The organism is Parazoarcus communis, assembly GCF_003111665.1.
GTDB classification, from domain to species: domain Bacteria; phylum Pseudomonadota; class Gammaproteobacteria; order Burkholderiales; family Rhodocyclaceae; genus Parazoarcus; species Parazoarcus communis_B.
In genome coordinates this window covers 368,087-386,793 of the sequence record NZ_CP022188.1, presented here as the reverse complement: position 1 = coordinate 386,793, position 18,707 = coordinate 368,087, and the positions used below count along the sequence as shown (strand labels likewise).

15 protein-coding genes are annotated in these 18,707 nt (G+C 63.0%); 6 read left to right on the top strand and 9 right to left on the bottom strand.

Features of this window, described 5'->3' with window-relative positions:
* Positions 1 to 35: 35 nt before the first annotated feature.
* The 8 genes from CEW87_RS01760 to CEW87_RS01725 all read right to left on the bottom strand — a co-directional run bounded on the left by CEW87_RS01760 (position 36) and on the right by CEW87_RS01725 (position 11,633).
* The gene (locus CEW87_RS01760; RefSeq protein WP_003050041.1) at positions 36 to 1,457 is read right to left on the bottom strand and encodes a bifunctional enoyl-CoA hydratase/phosphate acetyltransferase; all 1,422 of its coding nucleotides are present in this window, start codon (positions 1,455 to 1,457) and stop codon (positions 36 to 38) included.
* The gene (locus CEW87_RS01755) at positions 1,454 to 3,820 is read right to left on the bottom strand and encodes a DUF3141 domain-containing protein (protein ID WP_023656967.1); all 2,367 of its coding nucleotides are present in this window, start codon (positions 3,818 to 3,820) and stop codon (positions 1,454 to 1,456) included. Before CEW87_RS01755 ends, CEW87_RS01760 begins: the two co-directional genes overlap by 4 nt.
* An 85-nt stretch (positions 3,821 to 3,905) precedes the next feature.
* Positions 3,906 to 4,652, bottom strand: coding sequence for an acetoacetyl-CoA reductase (gene phbB / locus CEW87_RS01750; protein WP_003050045.1), 747 nt, complete (start codon positions 4,650 to 4,652; stop codon positions 3,906 to 3,908).
* Positions 4,642 to 5,103 (bottom strand): phasin family protein, encoded by a 462-nt coding sequence (locus tag CEW87_RS01745; RefSeq protein ID WP_003050047.1) that lies wholly within the window; start codon positions 5,101 to 5,103, stop codon positions 4,642 to 4,644. The genes phbB and CEW87_RS01745 overlap by 11 nt, the downstream gene beginning before the upstream one ends.
* Positions 5,104 to 5,150: 47 nt before the next feature.
* Positions 5,151 to 6,281: an ABC transporter permease gene (locus tag CEW87_RS01740; protein WP_003050050.1), complete on the bottom strand. Its 1,131-nt coding sequence runs from the start codon at positions 6,279 to 6,281 to the stop codon at positions 5,151 to 5,153.
* A gap of 1 nt (position 6,282) precedes the next feature.
* On the bottom strand, positions 6,283 to 9,048 hold the full coding sequence (gene rbbA / locus CEW87_RS01735; protein WP_003050052.1) for a ribosome-associated ATPase/putative transporter RbbA: 2,766 nt from the start codon (positions 9,046 to 9,048) through the stop codon (positions 6,283 to 6,285).
* A gap of 3 nt (positions 9,049 to 9,051) precedes the next feature.
* Positions 9,052 to 10,131 (bottom strand): HlyD family secretion protein, encoded by a 1,080-nt coding sequence (locus CEW87_RS01730; protein ID WP_003050054.1) that lies wholly within the window; start codon positions 10,129 to 10,131, stop codon positions 9,052 to 9,054.
* A gap of 14 nt (positions 10,132 to 10,145) precedes the next feature.
* The gene (locus CEW87_RS01725; RefSeq protein WP_108971207.1) at positions 10,146 to 11,633 is read right to left on the bottom strand and encodes an efflux transporter outer membrane subunit; all 1,488 of its coding nucleotides are present in this window, start codon (positions 11,631 to 11,633) and stop codon (positions 10,146 to 10,148) included.
* A 451-nt stretch (positions 11,634 to 12,084) separates the two neighbouring features.
* Between CEW87_RS01725 and CEW87_RS01720 the strand changes: the two genes are divergently transcribed.
* Genes CEW87_RS01720 through CEW87_RS01695 form a run of 6 tightly spaced genes read left to right on the top strand, consistent with a single transcriptional unit; the run spans position 12,085 to position 16,761 of the window.
* Complete coding sequence (locus tag CEW87_RS01720) at positions 12,085 to 12,723, top strand: TetR/AcrR family transcriptional regulator (protein ID WP_003050058.1); 639 nt, start codon at positions 12,085 to 12,087, stop codon at positions 12,721 to 12,723.
* 8 nt (positions 12,724 to 12,731) lie between these two features.
* Entirely contained in the window at positions 12,732 to 13,766 is a 1,035-nt protein-coding gene (locus CEW87_RS01715) for a DUF4105 domain-containing protein (RefSeq protein WP_003050060.1), read from the top strand.
* A complete protein-coding gene (locus CEW87_RS01710) occupies positions 13,763 to 15,703 on the top strand; it encodes an esterase/lipase family protein (RefSeq protein WP_003050063.1) in 1,941 nt (646 codons plus the stop codon). The genes CEW87_RS01715 and CEW87_RS01710 overlap by 4 nt, the downstream gene beginning before the upstream one ends.
* A gap of 55 nt (positions 15,704 to 15,758) precedes the next feature.
* On the top strand, positions 15,759 to 15,965 hold the full coding sequence (locus tag CEW87_RS01705; RefSeq protein ID WP_199917100.1) for an IS66 family transposase: 207 nt from the start codon (positions 15,759 to 15,761) through the stop codon (positions 15,963 to 15,965).
* Positions 15,962 to 16,231 carry a hypothetical protein gene (locus CEW87_RS01700; protein WP_003050070.1) on the top strand — a complete coding sequence of 90 codons (270 nt, stop codon included), beginning with the start codon at positions 15,962 to 15,964 and terminating at the stop codon, positions 16,229 to 16,231. The genes CEW87_RS01705 and CEW87_RS01700 overlap by 4 nt, the downstream gene beginning before the upstream one ends.
* 47 nt (positions 16,232 to 16,278) lie before the next feature.
* Positions 16,279 to 16,761 carry an AAA family ATPase gene (locus CEW87_RS01695; RefSeq protein WP_013520789.1) on the top strand — a complete coding sequence of 161 codons (483 nt, stop codon included), beginning with the start codon at positions 16,279 to 16,281 and terminating at the stop codon, positions 16,759 to 16,761.
* Positions 16,762 to 16,811: 50 nt separating this feature from the next.
* Here the strand turns inward: CEW87_RS01695 and mobH are convergent, their stop codons facing one another.
* Positions 16,812 to 18,674, bottom strand: a complete 1,863-nt coding sequence (gene mobH, locus CEW87_RS01690) for a MobH family relaxase (RefSeq protein WP_003050081.1) — start codon at positions 18,672 to 18,674, stop codon at positions 16,812 to 16,814.
* Between the last annotated feature and the right edge of the window lie 33 nt (positions 18,675 to 18,707).

The following is an 18,707-nucleotide window of genomic DNA, read 5'->3' as shown; positions in this document are numbered from 1 at the left end:
CTCCAAAGGGGTGGTTAAGTTGCTAACAAGTCCGCTCAAGGGGGTGACAGCCGATAGTGGTGGGCCAGCATCAGTGCGATCGCGCATGAGGCGATGCGTGTATCACGCGAGTCGGCGCGGCTGGTCAGAATGACTGGCACCTTGGCTCCAAGAACGATCCCGGCGCTGGCTGCGCCGCCCATGAAGATCAACTGCTTGGCAAGCATGTTGCCGCTCTCCAGGTCAGGCACGACGAGGATGTCAGCTTGCCCGGCGACCTCGGAAACGATCCCCTTGATACGCGCAGCGGCGATGGAGACGGCGTTGTCGAAGGCCAGCGGCCCGTCGAGCAGGCCGCCAGTGATCTGGCCGCGATCGGCCATCTTGCACAGCGCCGCAGCGTCCAGCGTGGCCGTCATCGTCGGGCTGACCGTCTCGACTGCGGCCAGGATTGCGACCTTGGGTTCGCGCACGCCGATCACCTGCGCCAGCTCGATGGCGTTGCGGATGATGTCTGCCTTCTGTTCCAGAGTCGGGGCGATATTGATCGCTGCATCGGTGACGATGAACGGGCGCGGATAGGCCGGTGTCTGTAGCAAAAAGCAATGGCTGACCCGGCGCTTGGTGCGCAACCCCGCTGCTGCCGAAACCAGCGCGGACATCAGTTCGTCGGTGTGCAGACTCCCTTTCATCAGGGCTTCGACTTCGCCATTGGCCGCCAAGGCTACGGCTTGCTGCGCGGCGGCGTGGCTGTGGGGTGTGTCCACAATGGTGACGTCGGCCAGATCCAGCCCGGCCTCTGTGGCGACTGCTTCCAGCCGCGCCCGTGATCCGACCAGCACCGGTTCGATCAACCCCGCGTGGCGTGCTTCGAGCGCAGCGGACAGACTGGGGGCATCGCAGGGATGGGCGACGGCCACCCGAATCGGTTGCAAGTGCGCGACGTGCGCCAGCAGGCTTTGCAGGCCTGTGCGGCCCTGCGCATTCGGGTGGATTTCCGGCAACACGGTGCGCGTTCGTTCCAAGCGTTCGGTGGGCGCCACGACCTCTACCTGGCCTTGGAAAACCGCTACCCCCTCCTGGTTGGTGCAGGTGCAGGCCAGCGTGACATGGTGGTTGGCCGTGTCCTTGCTGGTCACCTGCATCCGCACGGTCAGCCTGTCGCCGGGTCGAACGGCCCCGAGGAAGCACAGATTCTGGTTGACATAGCGGGTTCCAGGCCCCGGCAGGCGTGTGCTCAGCACAGCCGAGATCAGGGCGTTTGCACAAATGGCCTCCGTGGTGCCCCGAGCGCTTGAGGACACAGCAGGTTCTGGATCCACATCGCCCGATTGCAGCGCGAACATGTGGATGTCTTGCGACGAAAACGCGCGTTCGAGGCTGGCGCTGTCGCCGATGGCGATCTCGTCGAAGGTGCGGTTGCGCAGGACATGCCATGCATCGGCAGTGGCATCGACCGGTTTGGGCGAAGTCGTCATGTGCTTTTTCCTCGCCGTGTTTGTCTTGTCTGCGGCGCGGCGGGTGTCTTGGACGCGGTTGTCTTTTGAGGCGCCTTCGGCTTTGGCGAGGAGGTCTTGGGTTTCGTGTCCGCGACCGCAGAGGGTGCGTCATGGGCAGAGGGCATAGCGGGCGCCGAAGCCGCCTGCGCCCGGCGGATCGCCTGCTCGAACAGGGTAGACACCTGCTTCAACTTGGCTTGCTCTGGTGCGGACAGCGCATCGCCGCTGCCGAGCACCTGCGCGATCATCCCCGCAACCTGTCGGATGTCATCAGGCGCTACGTTGTTCAGCAGCCCGGGGATGGCGGACACCGCGGCGTCCTCGTGGAGCCTCATGAGCAAAGCCTGGCGACGCACGAGGTGGCGGAAGGCCTGCATGTCGAAGTCGTTGCCCAGTTGGGGGCGCACCAGCTCTTCTGCGTGGCGAAAATGCCGTTCATCGGCCTCGCCACGCTCGGCCAGCACGAAGAACAGTGCCCGTATGGCTGCTTCCACCAGCCCACCGCTGTGAACGGCTCCTTCGAGGCGGGTCAACTCTTGCGCCAGATACTGGCGGTGCTCGGGCGTCTCGCTGGGATGGGCCCGCGGCGGTGCCTCATCGTGCAGGCTCTGCCCTGTCATGGCCTGCACCAGCGGCAGGCTGTACAGCGTGTCAAAGGCTTGCGCGTAGATCCGGTCGCGGCAATCGCGGAATTGATCCAGCGTCTGTTCGAGAGCGGTGGAAAACTGTGCCTGCAGTTGCAGGAAAGGATTGGCCTCGGCGACGGGCTGGCGGTGCTCGCGCACATGTTGCGCAGCCTCTTGCACAGCGGCTGCCAGCGGCTGGCGGTCGGACCACAGTTCGTAGCCGACGCGCAGGGGATGCAGGGGCTCCAGCGACCGTGCGCCCTCGGTCGTGACCCAGGCGCGTACACACGGCTGCACGAAGCTGCGGTAGCAGGCCAAGTTGATCTCGGAGATCCGCGCAGCGGCGGCAAAACGGCGATCGCTCTCGGGATCGGGGCGAACGATCTCACGGATTTCATCGATGTTGCTGCGGCGAATCCGGGTCAGATAGGCGTCACTGGCTGGCTCGTGTTCCTGCGCCTCGTCGTGATGCTCGTCGATCTGCATGTGGTGAATGCCTGCCGGCAGCACGTCGATGATGTCGATGTTCTCAGCGAACTCCTGGTGCTCTTTACGCCCGACGCTGCCGGAGACGAAGATTCCCAGATGTCCGATGCTGTCATGGGTAGCGTAGACGATGGTCTGGTCATGTCCCAGCACGTCCAGGTCGTTGCGGTACAGGTCGGTGATCCAGCCCAGGGCCTGGGGCGGTGGCGTGATGTTGTCCCCATAGGAGCAGAACACCAGGATCGGCGAGCGAATATTGCGCAGGTCGATGCGCACGCCATCGGATGTCATCAGTTGGGCGGTGCTCAGCTTGTTGCCGATGAACAGGTTATCGACGATGTACTGTATTTCCACATCGTTCAGGAACACGTGGCCGCCCCAGTACTTCTCGAATTGCAAGTGGCGCGGGCCTTCCGTGTCGACCTTGGCGTACAGGTTGTACTGTTTGCTCCACAGCGTATTGGCCGGGTCCAGGTTCTCGAAGTTCTGTACCAGCCAGGCGCCGTCGAACCGACCGGCGCCCAGATCGCCGGTCAATGCCGTCAACCAACTACCGCCGGTCAGGCCGCCTGCATAGCGCATCGGCATGTCGCCCGCCCAGTACGACAGCGGCGCGCCGGCGACGATGATCGGTCCGAACAGTTCGGGCCAGACGGCAGCTGCCATCAGGATCTGCCAGCCCGCCTGGCAATTGCCGATGACAGCGGGCTTGCCGCGGCTGCCGGGGTGCAGCTCGCCGACCTTGCGCACGAAGGCCGCTTCGGCGCGCATGACGTCCTCGACGGTCTGGCCGGGAACGGGATCGGGCAGAAAGCCAACGAAGTAGCAGGGATGCCCTGCCTTGAGGGCTGCCCCGACCTCGCTGTCGGGTTTGAAGCCGCCGATGCCCGGGCCGTGGCCCGCGCGTGGATCGACCACCACGAACGGTCGCTTGCGGGGATCGCTCGGCGTGTCGGCTGGCGGCAGGATGCGCACGAGGCCATAGTTGACTGGCCGCGGAAGATCCAGCCCGGACATGATGACCTCGGAGGCGAAGTCGAGTACGTTCGGCGTCTGCTCCTGCAAATGCTCCAGGTACTGGTTGCCGCGTTGGCGGCGAACGTCGGCATACAGAATGGATCGCTGCCAGGCATCCACTGCATACTCGGTTGCCATCGCCGATAGTCGCAACGGGTCCCACAGCAACTGCCCCCAATCGGCCGCTGGTGATGTCGTGGTGTCTCGATTCATGGCGATGGGCACTCCTTCTGTGATGAAACTGAAAAATTGAATGGCAAGGGGCCGCAGGCACATCGTCTTGCTGGCCCTTCCTCACTCAGTACATATGCTGGCCACCGTTCATCGATACATTGCTGCCGGTCATGAACCCCGCAGATTCACTGACGATGAATGCAACCAGTGCAGCGATTTCCTCAGGCCGTCCCAGACGACCCACGGGAATACCGGCAATCACTTGCTTGACCACTTCTTCCGACATGCTCGTCACCATCTTCGTATCCAGATACCCCGGCGAGACGGTGTTGACCGTCACGCCCTTGCGCGCCACCTCCTGCGCAAGGGCTTTAGTGAAGCCATGCATGCCGGCCTTTGCGGCGGAGTAGTTGGTCTGGCCGAACTGCCCCTTGGAGCCGTTGATGGAGGCGATGTTGACGATCCTGCCCCAGCCGCGTTCGAGCATGCCGTCGATGAATGGCCGGGTGACGTTGAAAACGGAGTCGAGATTGACGCGCAGGACCGCATCCCAATCGGCGTAGCTCAGCTTGCGGAACGTAGCATCGCGCGTGATGCCCGCGTTGTTGACCAGAATGTCGATGTGGTAACCGTCTGCTTGAATGAGGCCGGCCAACTCCTGGCAGGAGGCATGGTCGGCCACATCCGCGCCGTAGGCGATGAAGTTGTAGCCTTCGTCCGTCTGGGCTTCCAACCACGCGCCGATGCTGGCATTGCCTGGCGAGTGGACGACGAGCACGGTATGGCCAACATCGTGCAAGGCCCGGGCGATGGCTTCGCCCAGGCCGCCAGTGCCGCCCGTGACCAGGGCGGTACGTTGTTCAGCCGGCATTGCGGCCACCGGTCTTGCCCGGTGCCTCCTTATCCTGCGCCGAGGCCCACACGGCTCCCCACTGTTTGAAGATATCCTGGAACGGGAGTACCGCATCGCCCTGGCCTACGGCCTGCGTAACCGATTTCTGCCAGTCTTGAATAGCTATTTGCAGGCCTTGGGTGAAGGTTGTCTGGTTTTTGATCGCGACTTGTGTCAGCGCCTGCGCGCCGCCCACGTGGTACTGGAACTGACGCCAGAAGGCTTGTGCGGGCAGCGTGGCCAGTTCCTGCCAATTCTGGGCCTTGAGCAGGCTTTCGATTTCGGCGCCGGACTCGGCAATGCTCTCGCTGCCCGCGCGCGTGGCGTTCTCCAGCCATTGCTGGCCGTTTTCCTGCATCAAGCGCTGTAGGCGTAACTGCAGTTCCACGTTCGCCTTGAACAGGTTCAGGGGGATAGTTTCGTTGCTCATGGTCAAGCTCCTTACTGGTTGAAATGCCCAAGTGGGCGGTGAACCGATCAGGCCATCTGGCCGATGGTTTTGCGAAAACGCGCCAACGACAGGGAAAACAGCACCGTGCCGATCAAGGCCAGCGCCAGAAAGGGCTGCCACACCGTCTCCAGGCCCGCACCCCGGTAGAGAATGGCCTGGCTCAATTCCACGAAATGGGTGGTGGGCGCGATCAGCATGATGTTCTGCACGATCTCGGGCATGCTTTCGCGCGGCGTGGTGCCACCCGAGAGCATCTGCAGCGGCATGATGGTGAGCATCATCAACATGCCGAACTGCGGCATGTTGCGCGCCAGCGTGGCGATGAAGATGCCCATCGACGTGGTGGCGAAGAGACTCAGCGCCGCGCCGGCGAAAAACAGCGCAAGGGAGCCCTCGATGGGCACGCCCAGGACGCCGCGCACCATGAGGTTGAGGGACAGGAAGGAGGCGATCAGCACGACCAGAGCCATCGACCAGACCTTGGAAAGCATGATCTGCGCGGGCGTGACCGGCATCACCAGCAGGTGCTCGATGGTGCCGTGCTCGCGCTCGCGGATCAGCGCTGCGCCGGTCAGGATGATGGACAGCAGTGTGATGTGGTTGATGATCTGCACCACCGAGCCGAACCAGGCCTTGTCGAGGGCGGGGTTGAAGCGCGCGCGCAAGGCCAGATCCACGGGTGGCGCGGTGGTGCTGCGATAACGCTTGACGAACTCGTTGACTTCACCGGTGAAAATTTGTTGAACATGGCCACTGCCGGTGAAGGCCTGGCTCATGCGGGTGGCGTCGACATTGAGCTGCACGGCAGGCGATCGCCCCGCCAGCACGTCGCGCTGGAAGTTGGGCGGAATGACCAGAGCGAAGGTGTACAGCCCCGCGTCCATGCCCGGGTCCACGTCCCCATAGTCGATCATGGCCGGTGGCGTGAACTGCGGGGGGTAGAAGGCCGAGGCAACCCGCTGGGACAGCGCCGAATTATCCTCGTCGACGATGGCGATGGGCGCGTTGTGCAGCGTCTCCGGCATGGACGTGGCCTTGGTGTAGACCGACGCGGTGAACACGTAGACGATGAGCACAAGCATCATCGGATCGCGCCAAAGACTCCACAGCTCCTTGACACCAAGGTCGTAGATGTTGGCCAGGTTTCTTCTGCGCATCTCAACGCTCCTGCTTCTTGAGTAGCAAAACAGCCACGCCGAGAATGACCGGAACCGAAATGAGCATCGACCACAGCGGCCCTGTCAGGTCGGCCAGGCCAAGCGCTTTGCTGAATACGCCACGGCTGATGGAAATCATGTGCGTGGCGGGGTAGATCTCGCCGATGAACTTGCTGGAGCCTTCGAGCGAGGACACGGGATCGATCAGGCCGGCGAACTGGGTGGCCGGTATGAGGGTGCCGATCATGGCGAAGAACATGGCCGCGATCTGGCTGCGTGTAACGGCCGAGGCCAGCAGCCCCATGCCTGTCGCGGCGAAGGAGAAGATCAGCGCGGCCAGCGCCAGGGTGAAGAAGCTGCCCTTGACCGGCACACCGAAGATGGTCACTGCGAGCAGGCTCATCAGCAGGAAGTTCACCATGGCCAGGCCGACATAGGGCAACTGCTTGCCAAGCAGGAACTCGATGCGCGTGACCGGCGTCACGTAGAGATTGGTGATCGATCCCGTCTCTTTCTCGCGCACCACCGCCAGCGCGGTCAGCATGGCCGGCAGCATGAGCAGCAGCAGAGGGATCACCGCAGGCACCATGGCCGGCAGGCTCTTGACATCGGGGTTGTAGCGAAAGCGCGTCTCGACGTTGGTGTTGCCAGCCATGCTGGCGCCGCCGCGCTCGCTGGCCTGTATCTGCAGCCAGTGCTGGTGCATGCCCTGAACGTAGCCCTGGACGGTTTCCGCGCGCTGCGGCATGGCGCCGTCGAGCCAGGCGCCGATCTGCACGTTCTGGCCCCGCAACACGTCGCGGGCAAAGCCAGCGGGGATTTCGATGGCCAGCGACAGTTCGCCGTTGCGCATGCGTCGATCAAGGTCCTCGTAGTCGATGATCGGCGCGTGCTCGGTGAAGTAGCGCGATCCGGCCAAGTTCAGCGTGTAGTTCTGGCTAAGCGTGGTCTGGTCGCGATCGAGCACCGCATAGCTCAGGTCCTCGACGTCCATGGTGATGCCGAAGCCGATCACGAACATCAGCAGCAGCGAACCGCCCAGCGCCAGCGTGGCGCGCACCGGGTCGCGCTGCAGTTCCAGCGTTTCGCGCCATAGATAGCTGAACATGCGCTGCAGACTGAAACCGCCAGCGGAGTGACCGCCGCCGTGTTCGGCGGGCACCGCGGGTGGCTGATCCGCCTGGTCGGCAGCCGGAGGCTGGCTGGCCGGGGCGGCCGTGCCGCCCTCCGCTTCGACGAGGTAGCCGATGAAGGCCTCTTCCAGGGTTTTGGCACCACGCTTCTCAACCAGTCTGGCGGGCACGTCGCTGTCGAGCACCTTGCCCGCATGCATCATCGACATGCGGTCGCAGCGTTCGGCCTCGTTCATGAAGTGGGTGGAAATGAAGACCGTCACCCGGTCGCGCCGCGACAGCTCGATGAGCAGCCGCCAGAACGCGTCGCGTGCCACCGGATCGACGCCGGAGGTCGGTTCGTCCAGAATCAGCAACTCTGGCTTGTGCACCATGGCAACGGCCAGCGACAGGCGCTGGCGTATGCCCAGAGGCAGACTGGCCGGCAGACTGTCGATGACGTCCACCAGGCCGAAGCGCTCCACCATCTCTTCGACGCGGCCCGGAATGTCCTTCGGGGGCACGCTGAACAGCTTGGCGTGCAACTCCAGGTTCTGGCGTACCGTGATTTCGCTGTAGAGCGAGAACGCTTGGGACATGTAGCCGACGCGGCGGCGGGTGCCCAGATCATGCGGGTTCACTTCGTGGCCGAACAGCCAGGCCCGGCCCTCGCTCGCCGGCAGCAGGCCGGTGAGCATCTTCATCGTCGTGGACTTGCCGCACCCGTTGGAACCGAGGAAGCCGAAGATCTCACCGCGCCGGATACGGAAGGAGACACTGTCGACAGCAACGAAGTCGCCAAAGCGCATGGTCAGCCCCTCGGCTTCGATGGCGATATCGTCCGCGCCGTCCTCAGGCAGAGGCGGAATGACAACCGCTTGGTGTCCGCGCTTTTTCTCTTCCGGGAGCAGGCGGATGAATGCCTCTTCCAGGTTCGGGCTGTTTGTTGTCTCCAGCAATTCCTTCGGCGTACCGGTGGCGAGGACCTTGCCGTCGTCGATGGCGGCCAGCCAGTCGAAGCGCTGGGCCTCATCCATGTAGGCCGTGGCCACAATCACGCTCATGCCGGGGCGATCGGCGCGGATACGGTCAATCAGATCCCAGAACTGCGCGCGCGCCAGCGGGTCCACGCCAGTCGTCGGCTCATCGAGAATCAGAAAATCCGGGTCATGAATCAGCGCGCAGCACAGGCCGAGTTTTTGCTTCATGCCCCCGGACAGCTTGCCTGCCGGGCGCTCCAGGAATTTGAACAGGCCAGTGGCCTGAGTCAGTTCGTCGATCCGCTGGCGGCGCTCTGCGGCGCCATGACCGAACAGGCGCGCGAAGAATTGCAGATTCTCCTCGACCGAGAGCGTCGGATACAGGTTTTTGCCCAGTCCCTGCGGCATGTAGGCGATGCGCGGGCATACCTGCTTGCGATGGGCCTTGCTGGCCATGTCGCCACCCAGCACCTCGACCGTGCCCTCCTGGATGATGCGCACACCCGCCAGCAATGAGAGCAGACTGGATTTGCCCACGCCGTCGGGGCCGATCAGACCGACCATCCGTCCAGCGGGGATGTCCAGGTCAATGCCATCCAAGGCAATGACGTCGCGGTAGCGCAGTCTTACCTGGCGGACACTTGCAACGGTCGCGAGCTGCGCGCTGTGGCTCATATCTTACTCCGGCACACGAACGGAGAGGTTCTGAGGCCACTCGGCCTTGGCGTCGAGCTTGACCCAGGCTACGCCGGGCAGACCGGTCTTGACCTGGTTCAGGTGCTCACGCAGCAGCTCCTGCGAAATCTGCGCGCGCACGCGAAACATCAGCTTTTGTCGCTCGCTGGCGGTTTCCACCGTCTTGGGGGTGAACTGCGCTGCGCTGGCGACGAAGGAAACGGTGGCTGGAATCACATACTCGGGCGCGGCATCCAGAATGATGCGAACCTCCGAGCCCAGCGCAACGCGGCCGGCCACGGTTTCGGGCAGGAAGAAGGTGATGTACACGTCCGACAGATCAAGGAGGTTCAAGACACGTCCGCCCGCTCCAAGCACCTCGCCGGGTTGCGCGACACGCACCTGAACCCGTCCGTCGCGCGGAGACCGCAGTTCGCTGTCGCGGATGTCGGCTTCGATGCGGCTGATACTGGCCGTAGCGGCGGACACGCTGGACTGCGCGCCGACAAACTGCGCCCTGGCGGCTTCGACCGCGGCGCGGGCAGCGGCGGCCTGTGCCTTGCTGGCCGCGAGGGTCGCTTGGGCGCCCCGTACGCGCGCCCGGTCATCGTCCAGTTCCTGGATCGAGGCGGCTCCCTCACTCGACAGCGTGCTGGAGCGTGTCAGGCGCCGTTGCGCGGCGTCCAGTTCGGACTCGCGCTGACCAACCAGAGCCAAGGCGGCAGTCACGTCGGCTTCACGCAGCGCCACCTGTGCCTGCGCCGCGGTCACCGAATGCTCAGCCTGCTGACGCATGGCCAGGGCCTCGTCGCGCTGCGCTTCCAGCGTTTCCAGCCGCATCTTGGCCAGTGGCTGGCCGGCTGTGACGAAATCGCCTTCACGCACCAGGATGTCTTCGATGCGGCCGGGAAGTTTGGTGGCCACGTCGATCTCGGTGGCTTCGATGCGGCCATTGCCGTTGACGAATCCTTCGCCCGGGCCGCTGTCGGTAAACCTCGTCCAGCTCCACCAGGCCAGCGCGGCAACAACCGCTGCAGCGAAAGCGACCAGGAGTTTTTTCTTGAGAGAGGGGGAGACAGTCATGGGTTCGGCGTGCCTTAACGGGTTGATGGGGTGGAAGCGGGAGTCGAGGCCGCACCCTGTGCCTCGCCGGCTGCGGCGAGGGTGCCGCCGCCGAGCGCGGCATACAGCGCCACCTGGCTGGACAGCAGCGCGCGGCGCGCCTGTACCAGTTGTTGCTGGGCTCCCAGCAGATCGCGTTGGGCATCCAGCACTTCCAAGAAGGCGGCCGAGCCGTTGTCGTAGCGCAACTTGGCCAGGCGTGCGCGTTCGCTTTGCGCTTCCAGGTTGGCTCTCTGGATCGTCAACTGCTCAGCCAGCCAGTGCTTTGCGCTCAGCGCATCGGCCACCTCGCGGAAGGCCGTTTGAATGGTTTTTTCGTATCCGGCGACGGCGATGTCGCGGCGCACTTCGCTCAGCTCCAGATTGGCGCGGCGGCGCCCGCCATCGAAGATGGGCAGCGACAGGGTGGGCATGAAGGTCCAGGCACGACTGCCGGAATCGAACAAGCCATTCAAGTCGGAGCTGGCCGTGCCGAAGCTGCCGGTCAGCGCAATGCGCGGCAAAAACGCCGCGCGGGCCGCGCCGATGTGGGCATTGCTGGCACGCAATTGGTGTTCGGCGGAAATGATGTCCGGGCGACTGACCAGCAGCTCCGAAGGCAGACCGGCCCGCAGCTCAGCCAGAACCGTCGTTTCATCGAAGGGTGCCTTGGCGGGCAGCGGGCCGGGATCAGCGCCTACCAGCAGTGCCAGGGCGTGCAGTTGCGTGGTGCGAGCCTGCTCAAGCTGCGTCAGCAGCGCCTGAGCTTGGTTCAGCAGGGTCTGGACCTGTGTGAGATCCAGCTTCGAGGTCGAGCCGACTTCGACGCGGCGCCGGAAAATGCGATAGGACTCCTCGCGGGTGGTCACGGTTTGCCGTGCGATCGCCACGCGTTCGTCGATCTCGCGCAGGCCAAGATAGCCGTCTGCCACCTGGGCGATCAGCGCCAAATGGACGGCCTGGCGAGCCGCGTCGGAAGCCAGCCAAGTTTGCAGGGCGGCGTCTTCTAGGTTGCGGATCCGACCCCACAGATCCAGTTCCCAGGTGGTCAAACCCACCTCGGCCCGGTACTCGCCGCCCACCTGCGATCGGCCCGACATGTTCAGGTCGCCAGGGACGCGCGCGCGCCCACCTTGGGCGCCCACGCCCATGGCAGGAAAACGATCCGAGCGCTGAATGCGGAATGTGGCGCTGGCTTCCTCGACGCGCAGCGCGGCCACGCGCAGGTCGCGGTTGTTTTGCAGCGCGGTCTCGATGAGGCGTTGCAGCAGGGGGTCGGTGAAGTACGCCTGCCAGGCAAGCTCTCCCGCGTGGGCGCCGTCGGTGCCTGATCCAAGATGCGCGGGCCAGGCTTCGGGCACGGGCAATGGCGGGGTGTCTGGCGCCGGAGCGAGCGACATGCAGCCGGTCAAGACGACGGCGCTCAGGGCCAACGAGGCAGCGCGCAATCTGAACGCGGGAAACAACGGGGAAGTTGGGAGCATGGTCACGTTCCGTACAGGTATCGGGCTGAAGAGGGTCTGGTCGCAGAGGAGGGAATGGCTGCCACCCCCGCAATGCGGGGTTCGTGGCTGGTGTCCGCAGGCCCTACTTTCTTGCTTGCAAGTGCTGTCAAGCCCACTTCATCTCCTTGTTGATATGTGCATCCCCGTGTTCCCCGGCTGGTTGATAGGGCGCTCTTCCTGTGTCGTAACCCGATGTGCCGGGTTCACTCGCGCCCTGTGTTGATCTGCATTGTGAAATCTGAAAACAAACGACTGGACGGTTGCTTTCAATTATACGTTACAATCCAAGAACCGCAATCAGCGGGCTCGTCGGTCATTGACGCAGGTCAATTCGAGCTGCCGGCTTGGGTTCAAGGAAGGCCCTGATTCTTGGTAGAGCCGGTGACAGGCCCATGGGAACACCCCTCAGATCTTTGAACAGAGCCTTTGAATGCCACCCAATAAAGATGACGCGCCAGACAACAAGCGCCCCTACCTGTCCTCTGCCGCCAGGAAAGAGGAAATACTCGACGCGGCCCTGGTCGAATTCGCGGATCGGACATACAACGCAGTGTCGATGGAGCGCCTGGCGGAATGCGCGGGCTTGTCCAAGGCTGGCATCTATGCCCACTTCAAAAGCAAGGAAGAAATTTTTCACGCCTTGCTCGAACGTACGACGAAGCAGATTTGTGATTTCCAGGGCTGGCTCCCGGATGAGGATCTGACGTTGCCAGAGCTGGTAGATGTCTACCTGGATCGCCTGTACGCGACCTTCAGCTCCCCTGCCACGATGTCGATCTACCGGCTGCTTCTGGCCGAAAGCGCCCGAACTCCAGAGCTGGTGCAGCGTTGGCACAACGAAGTTGCGCTCGGGCTGAAAGAGCGGGCGCAGACCATCATCCACCGCAACATACGCCGAGGCGTCATTCGCCCAGGCGTCTTGACCGAACACTTCTTCCCGTTGGCGCTCGCGCCCGCAGTGCTGTGGCTGAGTTCCTCGATGCTGTCCAAGGGCAGTCCTTCCATCTCGCTGGTGCAGTTACGGGATGCGCACCGGCAACTGTTGCTTGAGCTTTTGCAGCCTCAATGAGCGGAGTGATGCACAGAGTCCTGCGCGCCCTTGCAGGCTTGGCGATCGGCTTTGTGGTACTGCTGCTGACTGTGTGGGGTGCGCTGGCTCTGTGGCATCAGATGCCGGGACCTTCGGTGGTGCGATGGTTCGTCATTGCCATGTGGTCTACGTTGGGTGTGACCGTTGTCTTGTCGCGGGCGGGCTTGCTTGGGCGGCGCAATCGCAACATCGCCGGATTCGCATTTGTGATCGCAGCCGCCTCCCTGCTCATGTGGTGGGGGACGCTGCAGCCGTCACACCAGCGTGTATGGGCTGACGATGTCGCCCAGTTGCTGGAGGCCAGGATCGACGGCAACCATGTTCACCTGAATAATGTGCGCAACTTCCAGTGGCGCAGCGAAACCGACTACACCCCGCAGTGGGAGAGCCGCACATACGACCTGGATCGTCTGCGCAGCGCCGACTTGGTGCTTTCCTACTGGATGGGGCCGCACATCGCCCACACCCTGGTGTCGTTCGGCTTCGATGGCGGTGATCGCGTGGTGTTCTCGCTGGAAATTCGCAAGGAACGCCATGAGTCCTTCTCGGCGGTAGGAGGATTCTTCCGTCAGTTCGAGCAGATCCTGGTAGCCGCCGATGAGCGAGACATTGTGCGTACGCGCAGCAACGCGCGAGGCGAAGATGTTTATCTCTATCGCTTGCAGATGAATCAGGCGAGTGCCCGCGCGTTGTTTCTGGAGTTTCTGAACGCGGCCAATGAACTGCGGCAGAAACCGCGCTTTTACAACACGTTAACCAGTAACTGCACGACCATCGTATTCGAGCTGGCCCGGGTCATTGCGCCCGCATTGCCAATGGACTATCGCCTGCTGCTGTCTGGATATTTTGCGCGGTACGTCTACGACATGCATGGATTGACGCCTGGCTATCGTTACGATGAATTGCAGGCACTGGGGCATATCAACGAACGTGCCCTTGCTTCCGATGTGTCAGAGGATGACTTCTCGATGTCGATTCGACAAGGCGTGCCAGGCATCCCTGCCAACGAGGTGAATCCATGAGGTTCCCGCAGGCCTGCCTTCTCATTACATGCGCCGCTCTTGCTCCGCTGCTGCTGGGGGGCTGCTCGATCCTGCGCGAGTTCGGCCCAGTGGTTGAAGTTCATACGCTACCTACCAGGGAGGCCATCGAACTCAAGCGCGGCGACATCCTGACACGTGGCAAGCTCAGCGATGCGACTGTCCAGACCATCAGGGTGGCGGCATTGGATGAGCAGGCATGCGCAAAGCCGATCTCCTCGGAGTGCGCGGAGGCCTTGGCTACCGTGACGGGGGTTGCCACGGATAGACGCCTGGCTGCACTGTCCGAACTATGGCTGGCGCAGGCTCAGGCCATGAAGCCCGGTTCAGCGCAGCAAGCCGCCTGGCTTGAGACGATTCGCTATGCCTATGCTTATCTGTTCCTTGGTGACCATACTCCGGGAGAGCGGGCCTTCGAGGATCGCCAGACCCAAGTGCGGGATTGGTATAACTATGCCGTCGAGCATGCGGCCACCGGCATGTTCGAAGTTCGGCAACAAATGCCGACGCAGTTGTCCGACCAGACCAGTTGGAACATTGCAGGCTGGGAACTGAAGCTGGATATGCGCGGCGCGCGCTTACCGGGCAGTACGGCGGTGCCAGCCGAACTCCTGCCAGCCTCGTCCCTGTCTTTCCGTGGATTGCGTAGCCTCTACCGGCGCGACGGCTTTGGCGCCGAGCTTGTGGCGGTCATTCCGGACGAGTCCCTGAGCGCCGCCCCAACTCGGGGTGGTCGCCCAGCGGCAAAACATGATCAGCAACCGCTGCCCTGGAGCGAGATGCCCGCGCCGTCCATGACGGTTCTGCTGCATCCCGACGGAGACAACTTGGACAGCGTGCTGCATGCTCGTACAGCCCGTCTGACGGTGCATGACCCCTATGTGGAATCGGCCATTATGCTGCGCGGCCAACGTGTGCCGCTGGCGGCCAATTTCACGGCCGGCTATGGCGTATGGCTGGCCCGTGCCAATTTCAACCGCCAGTCGCTGCGCAGCCTGCTCGGGCGCGAGGGTGGCATCGACCGCCCGCACGTCTACTTGATGCAGCCCTACGATCCGAACAGGCGGATCATCGTCATGCTGCACGGACTGGCCAGCAGCCCTGAAGCCTGGGTGGAACTCGCCAACGAAATCCTGGGCGATGAGGCCCTGCGCCAGCATTACCAGATCTGGCAGGTCTACTACCCGACCAACATGCCAGTCGCGTTGAACCACGCCATGATTCGCAGGGCGCTCGGGGATACGCTGACGCATTTCGACCCATCCGGCCAAGCGCCGGCGTCGTCCGACCTCGTGCTGGTGGGGCATAGCATGGGCGGGGTCATCGCGCGGTTGATGGTGTCGTCAACCGATCAATCGCTGGTGCAATTGGCTGCGGATCACAGTCGGTTGACGCCGCAGCAGATCAGGCGCATTGATCCCATGTTGCGCTTCGAGCCCTTCCCGAATGTCAGCAGTGCCATCTTCATCGCGGCGCCTCATCGGGGCACATCGGTCGCGGGTGGACGCCTGGGGCGCTGGATGGCGGGATTTATCCGCTTTCCCATTACGGTGCTCGAAGAACTCGCCCATACACTGACACCCAATGCGGCCGCCAGCAGCCGTGAAAGCCTGGCAACCATTCCCAATAGCGTGAACAATCTCGACGAAAACGATCCGTTCGTGCGTACGGCGGCGGGCTTTCCCATCTCATCCCAGGTGCGCTATCACTCGATCGTGGCCCAAGCCAATTCCGAAGTGGCCCTCGATGATTCCGATGACGGTCTTGTGCCTTATCGCAGCGCACATCTTCCCGGCGCACAGTCCGAGAAAGTCATTATTTCGGGGCACAGCGTGCAACAGAGCGCGGCCGCGATACTGGAGATCCAGCGTATTCTGAGAGAGGACATGGCTCTGCGGGAAGCGCATTTACAGCCATAGACAACTGCCATCTGCTGTGCGCGGCCGAGCTGATTTCGGATTTCGTATGGGCGTAATGCATTCATCTGAATGCGCAAAGAGCATCAGACTTACTGTTGCCCGCTCGACGCTGGCACAGTGGGTCGGTGCGTGCGGCGCGCAACTGCAGCCGATGGTAAAGGCGCTGGATGACGAACTGCGTCGCCACGTGGTGCTGCACGCCCACGAGACGCCGATGCTCAAGCCCAAGCATCTTGGCGACGGCAAGGCGTACCCAACGTGATCCGCCGTCTGGCGGCGACCCAGCCCATGCTCGACAAGATCGTCGGCCACCAACGCCACATCGCTCAGGCCTACGGCATATCGATGGAGCATGCGCGCTGGCTGTTGACCACCGTGGCGTTCCACTGCCTTGCCGTGGCCGACACGGTGTACTCGGTCGCCGAACGGGAACCCGTCGTGGATGCAGACCGTGCGACGGAGGAAGCCGAGATGGAGGCCGAACTCAACAGGGCATGCACGCACTCATTGTTGGCATGCTGGCCTTGATGGATGCTGATGGCCTTTCAGGAGATAGTTGATCGTCGTTCTCGTTTGTGGGGGTTGAATGGAAATCCAGGGATGCCGTAATTGAGGAGCCTGGACGGCGTATCGTTCAGGAACAAACACGCACGGGCGGCCAGGCCCTGCCGTGGCTCGACATGACGGCCTTCCTGCGCGGGGCCATCGACCTTGCGCTAGACAACCATGCCAATGCGCCACGCAGCAATACGCAATGGGTGTTCTTCGACCGTGGCCTGATCGACGCGGCGGCAGCACCCCAGGCACTGGACGGCACTACTATTCTGGACACGATTGCCCAGTCGCATCGCTACCACTCGCGCATCTTTCTGGCCCCGCCGTGGCCTGAAATCTATGTGCAGGACGAAGAACGCCGTCACAGCATGGATGAAGCGCGGGCTGAATTCGAGCGGCTTCAGCGCACCTATCCAGCGCTGGGCTATGCGGTATCGCGGTTGCCCAAGATCAGAGTGGCGCAACGCGCTGACTTTGTGCTGGACACCTTGGCTAGCCGCTAACCTACCAAGGCGAACTCTACCGTATCTCACCGCCACGTAGGACTCCATGCTCAAATCTCTTGCGTAACTCTGAGATAAGGATTGTTGGGTGGTACTGCATCGAACAACCAATTCGCATCGATCAGCAAATACCCATGCAGCTTCCGGGACTTGCGCGGCCCGGTGACTTCACAGATCCAGATGTTCAAGCCGCTGTCGTGCTTTCGATGCAACCCCAGTTTCTCAAAGCGCTTCTGCACCCACTGCCAATCCGGCATCTTGTCCTGCCGTGCCAGCGTGCCGACATGAGGGTGCTCCTGGACGTAGCGCTGGAACACACCTGGGCTGACCAAGTAGGCCGTGTCATTCACGGAATGCACGAGCGCTTTTGCGTCGTTGATGATGAGCCGGCGCGAAGCAATTCCCTGTTTCAGCCACATCATGAAATGTTCGCCTGACGGGGGCGCTGCTGTTAGGGGTGGTTTAGCAGTAGATGGTGGTGGCGAAGGAAGCACTGCGGCAGTCGCTGGCATAGGAGTGCTGGGGTCTGCGGGGTAGCTTCTCTGTGCAACCGGCTCCACATCCTGCTCGGCACCAGGCGAGCCGCTCGTGCTCACCATTGCCAGCATGTCCTCCATGACATCGGACACGGGCTGGGCCTTAGGCGGTGAGGCGGTGACGGTACTACTGCCTTCCCAAGATGGAAGTTTCTGACCGTTCGGGGCTGCCTTCGCCATGGCCGCAGGCGGCATTTTCGGCGCCTCGGCGTCGTTTTCGGCGACTGCCGCGTCGATCGCTACCGTGCCTGCAAAAGGCGTCGGTCGCTCGCCAGATTCCCAGATCAGCGCAGGAGCGAGGCGCAACAGGGTGAACGAGTGGGACCAGCCGGTGGAACTGGTTATGGTCGCGCGCCAAATAGCCTTGCCGTCGGGCGCCGGCTGCAACATGCCGTGATCCTGGAGGACGTTGAACACCGCGGTGTTGTTCGCAGGGATGCCATCGACGCCTTGGGACAGCAGGTGCGCACGCAGTTTGTCCGAGACCGTTTTGCTCACCAGCCACAGGGCATCGTCGGTGAGCCAGCCATCGGAGGCTTCCGGCTGGTTCAGTTTCAACTGTTCCTTGAGCAGGTAGCGCAACCCGTCGAGCAGCTTGCGCTGCAGCGCGTGCTTGGGCGCAGCCATGGCGCGGGCCGGATCGCCGCCCAGCTCCTGGGCCACCGAGGCCCGGTCTGCCTGCACGACAAGTTCGCCCAGTACGCCGGCGTGCTCGTACTGCCCGGCCAGGACGTAGAGCAGTGGTGCCCACAGGGACGGATAGCCGCTGAGCCAGTCCAGGGCCTCACGGTCGAGCAGTTGGTGGTAGAGCAAACCTGTCGCGGCGCTGTGCAGGCGGTACTCGCGATCGTCGCGGTAGCGGAATCGGTATGGCTGGCGCAGCGGGCCGTGCCAAGGGTGCCAGATGCTGCCGTCGGCCAGCTCGACGTGCAGATCGACGGCGATCTTGCCGATGTCGTGCAGCAGCGCGGCGTAGGCGACGGCGGCGGTCCAGGCTTCGGACTGTGCCGCTTGGTCTTCGGGGCTGGCGCCGATGGGCAGCAGATGGGACTGCCGCAGTTTCAGACTGTAGGCGACGATTTCGAGGCCGTGGTCGAGCATGCCGCCCAGATAGGCATGGTGATGCGCCTCGGAGGCCGGGAAGGCCTGGACCAGCTCGGCGTAGCGTTCCAGGGGCGCTCGGTACAGCGTGGCGAATTGCCTGCGCGACAGCGAGGTGCGCTGCCAAATGTGCTCCAGCAGCTTCTGCCGGCGCGGGGTGGCCAGCAGCGATGCGGCCGACTCGGGCCGCATCAACCCTTTCGGGAGGACGGTGGCGGGTGCTGGCGGTGGCGCGCCGGCGACCGGGGGCCGTTTTCGCTGGAACAGGGAGAGCATGCGGGTGTCCTGTGGCGGGCCGACCGGGAGGCC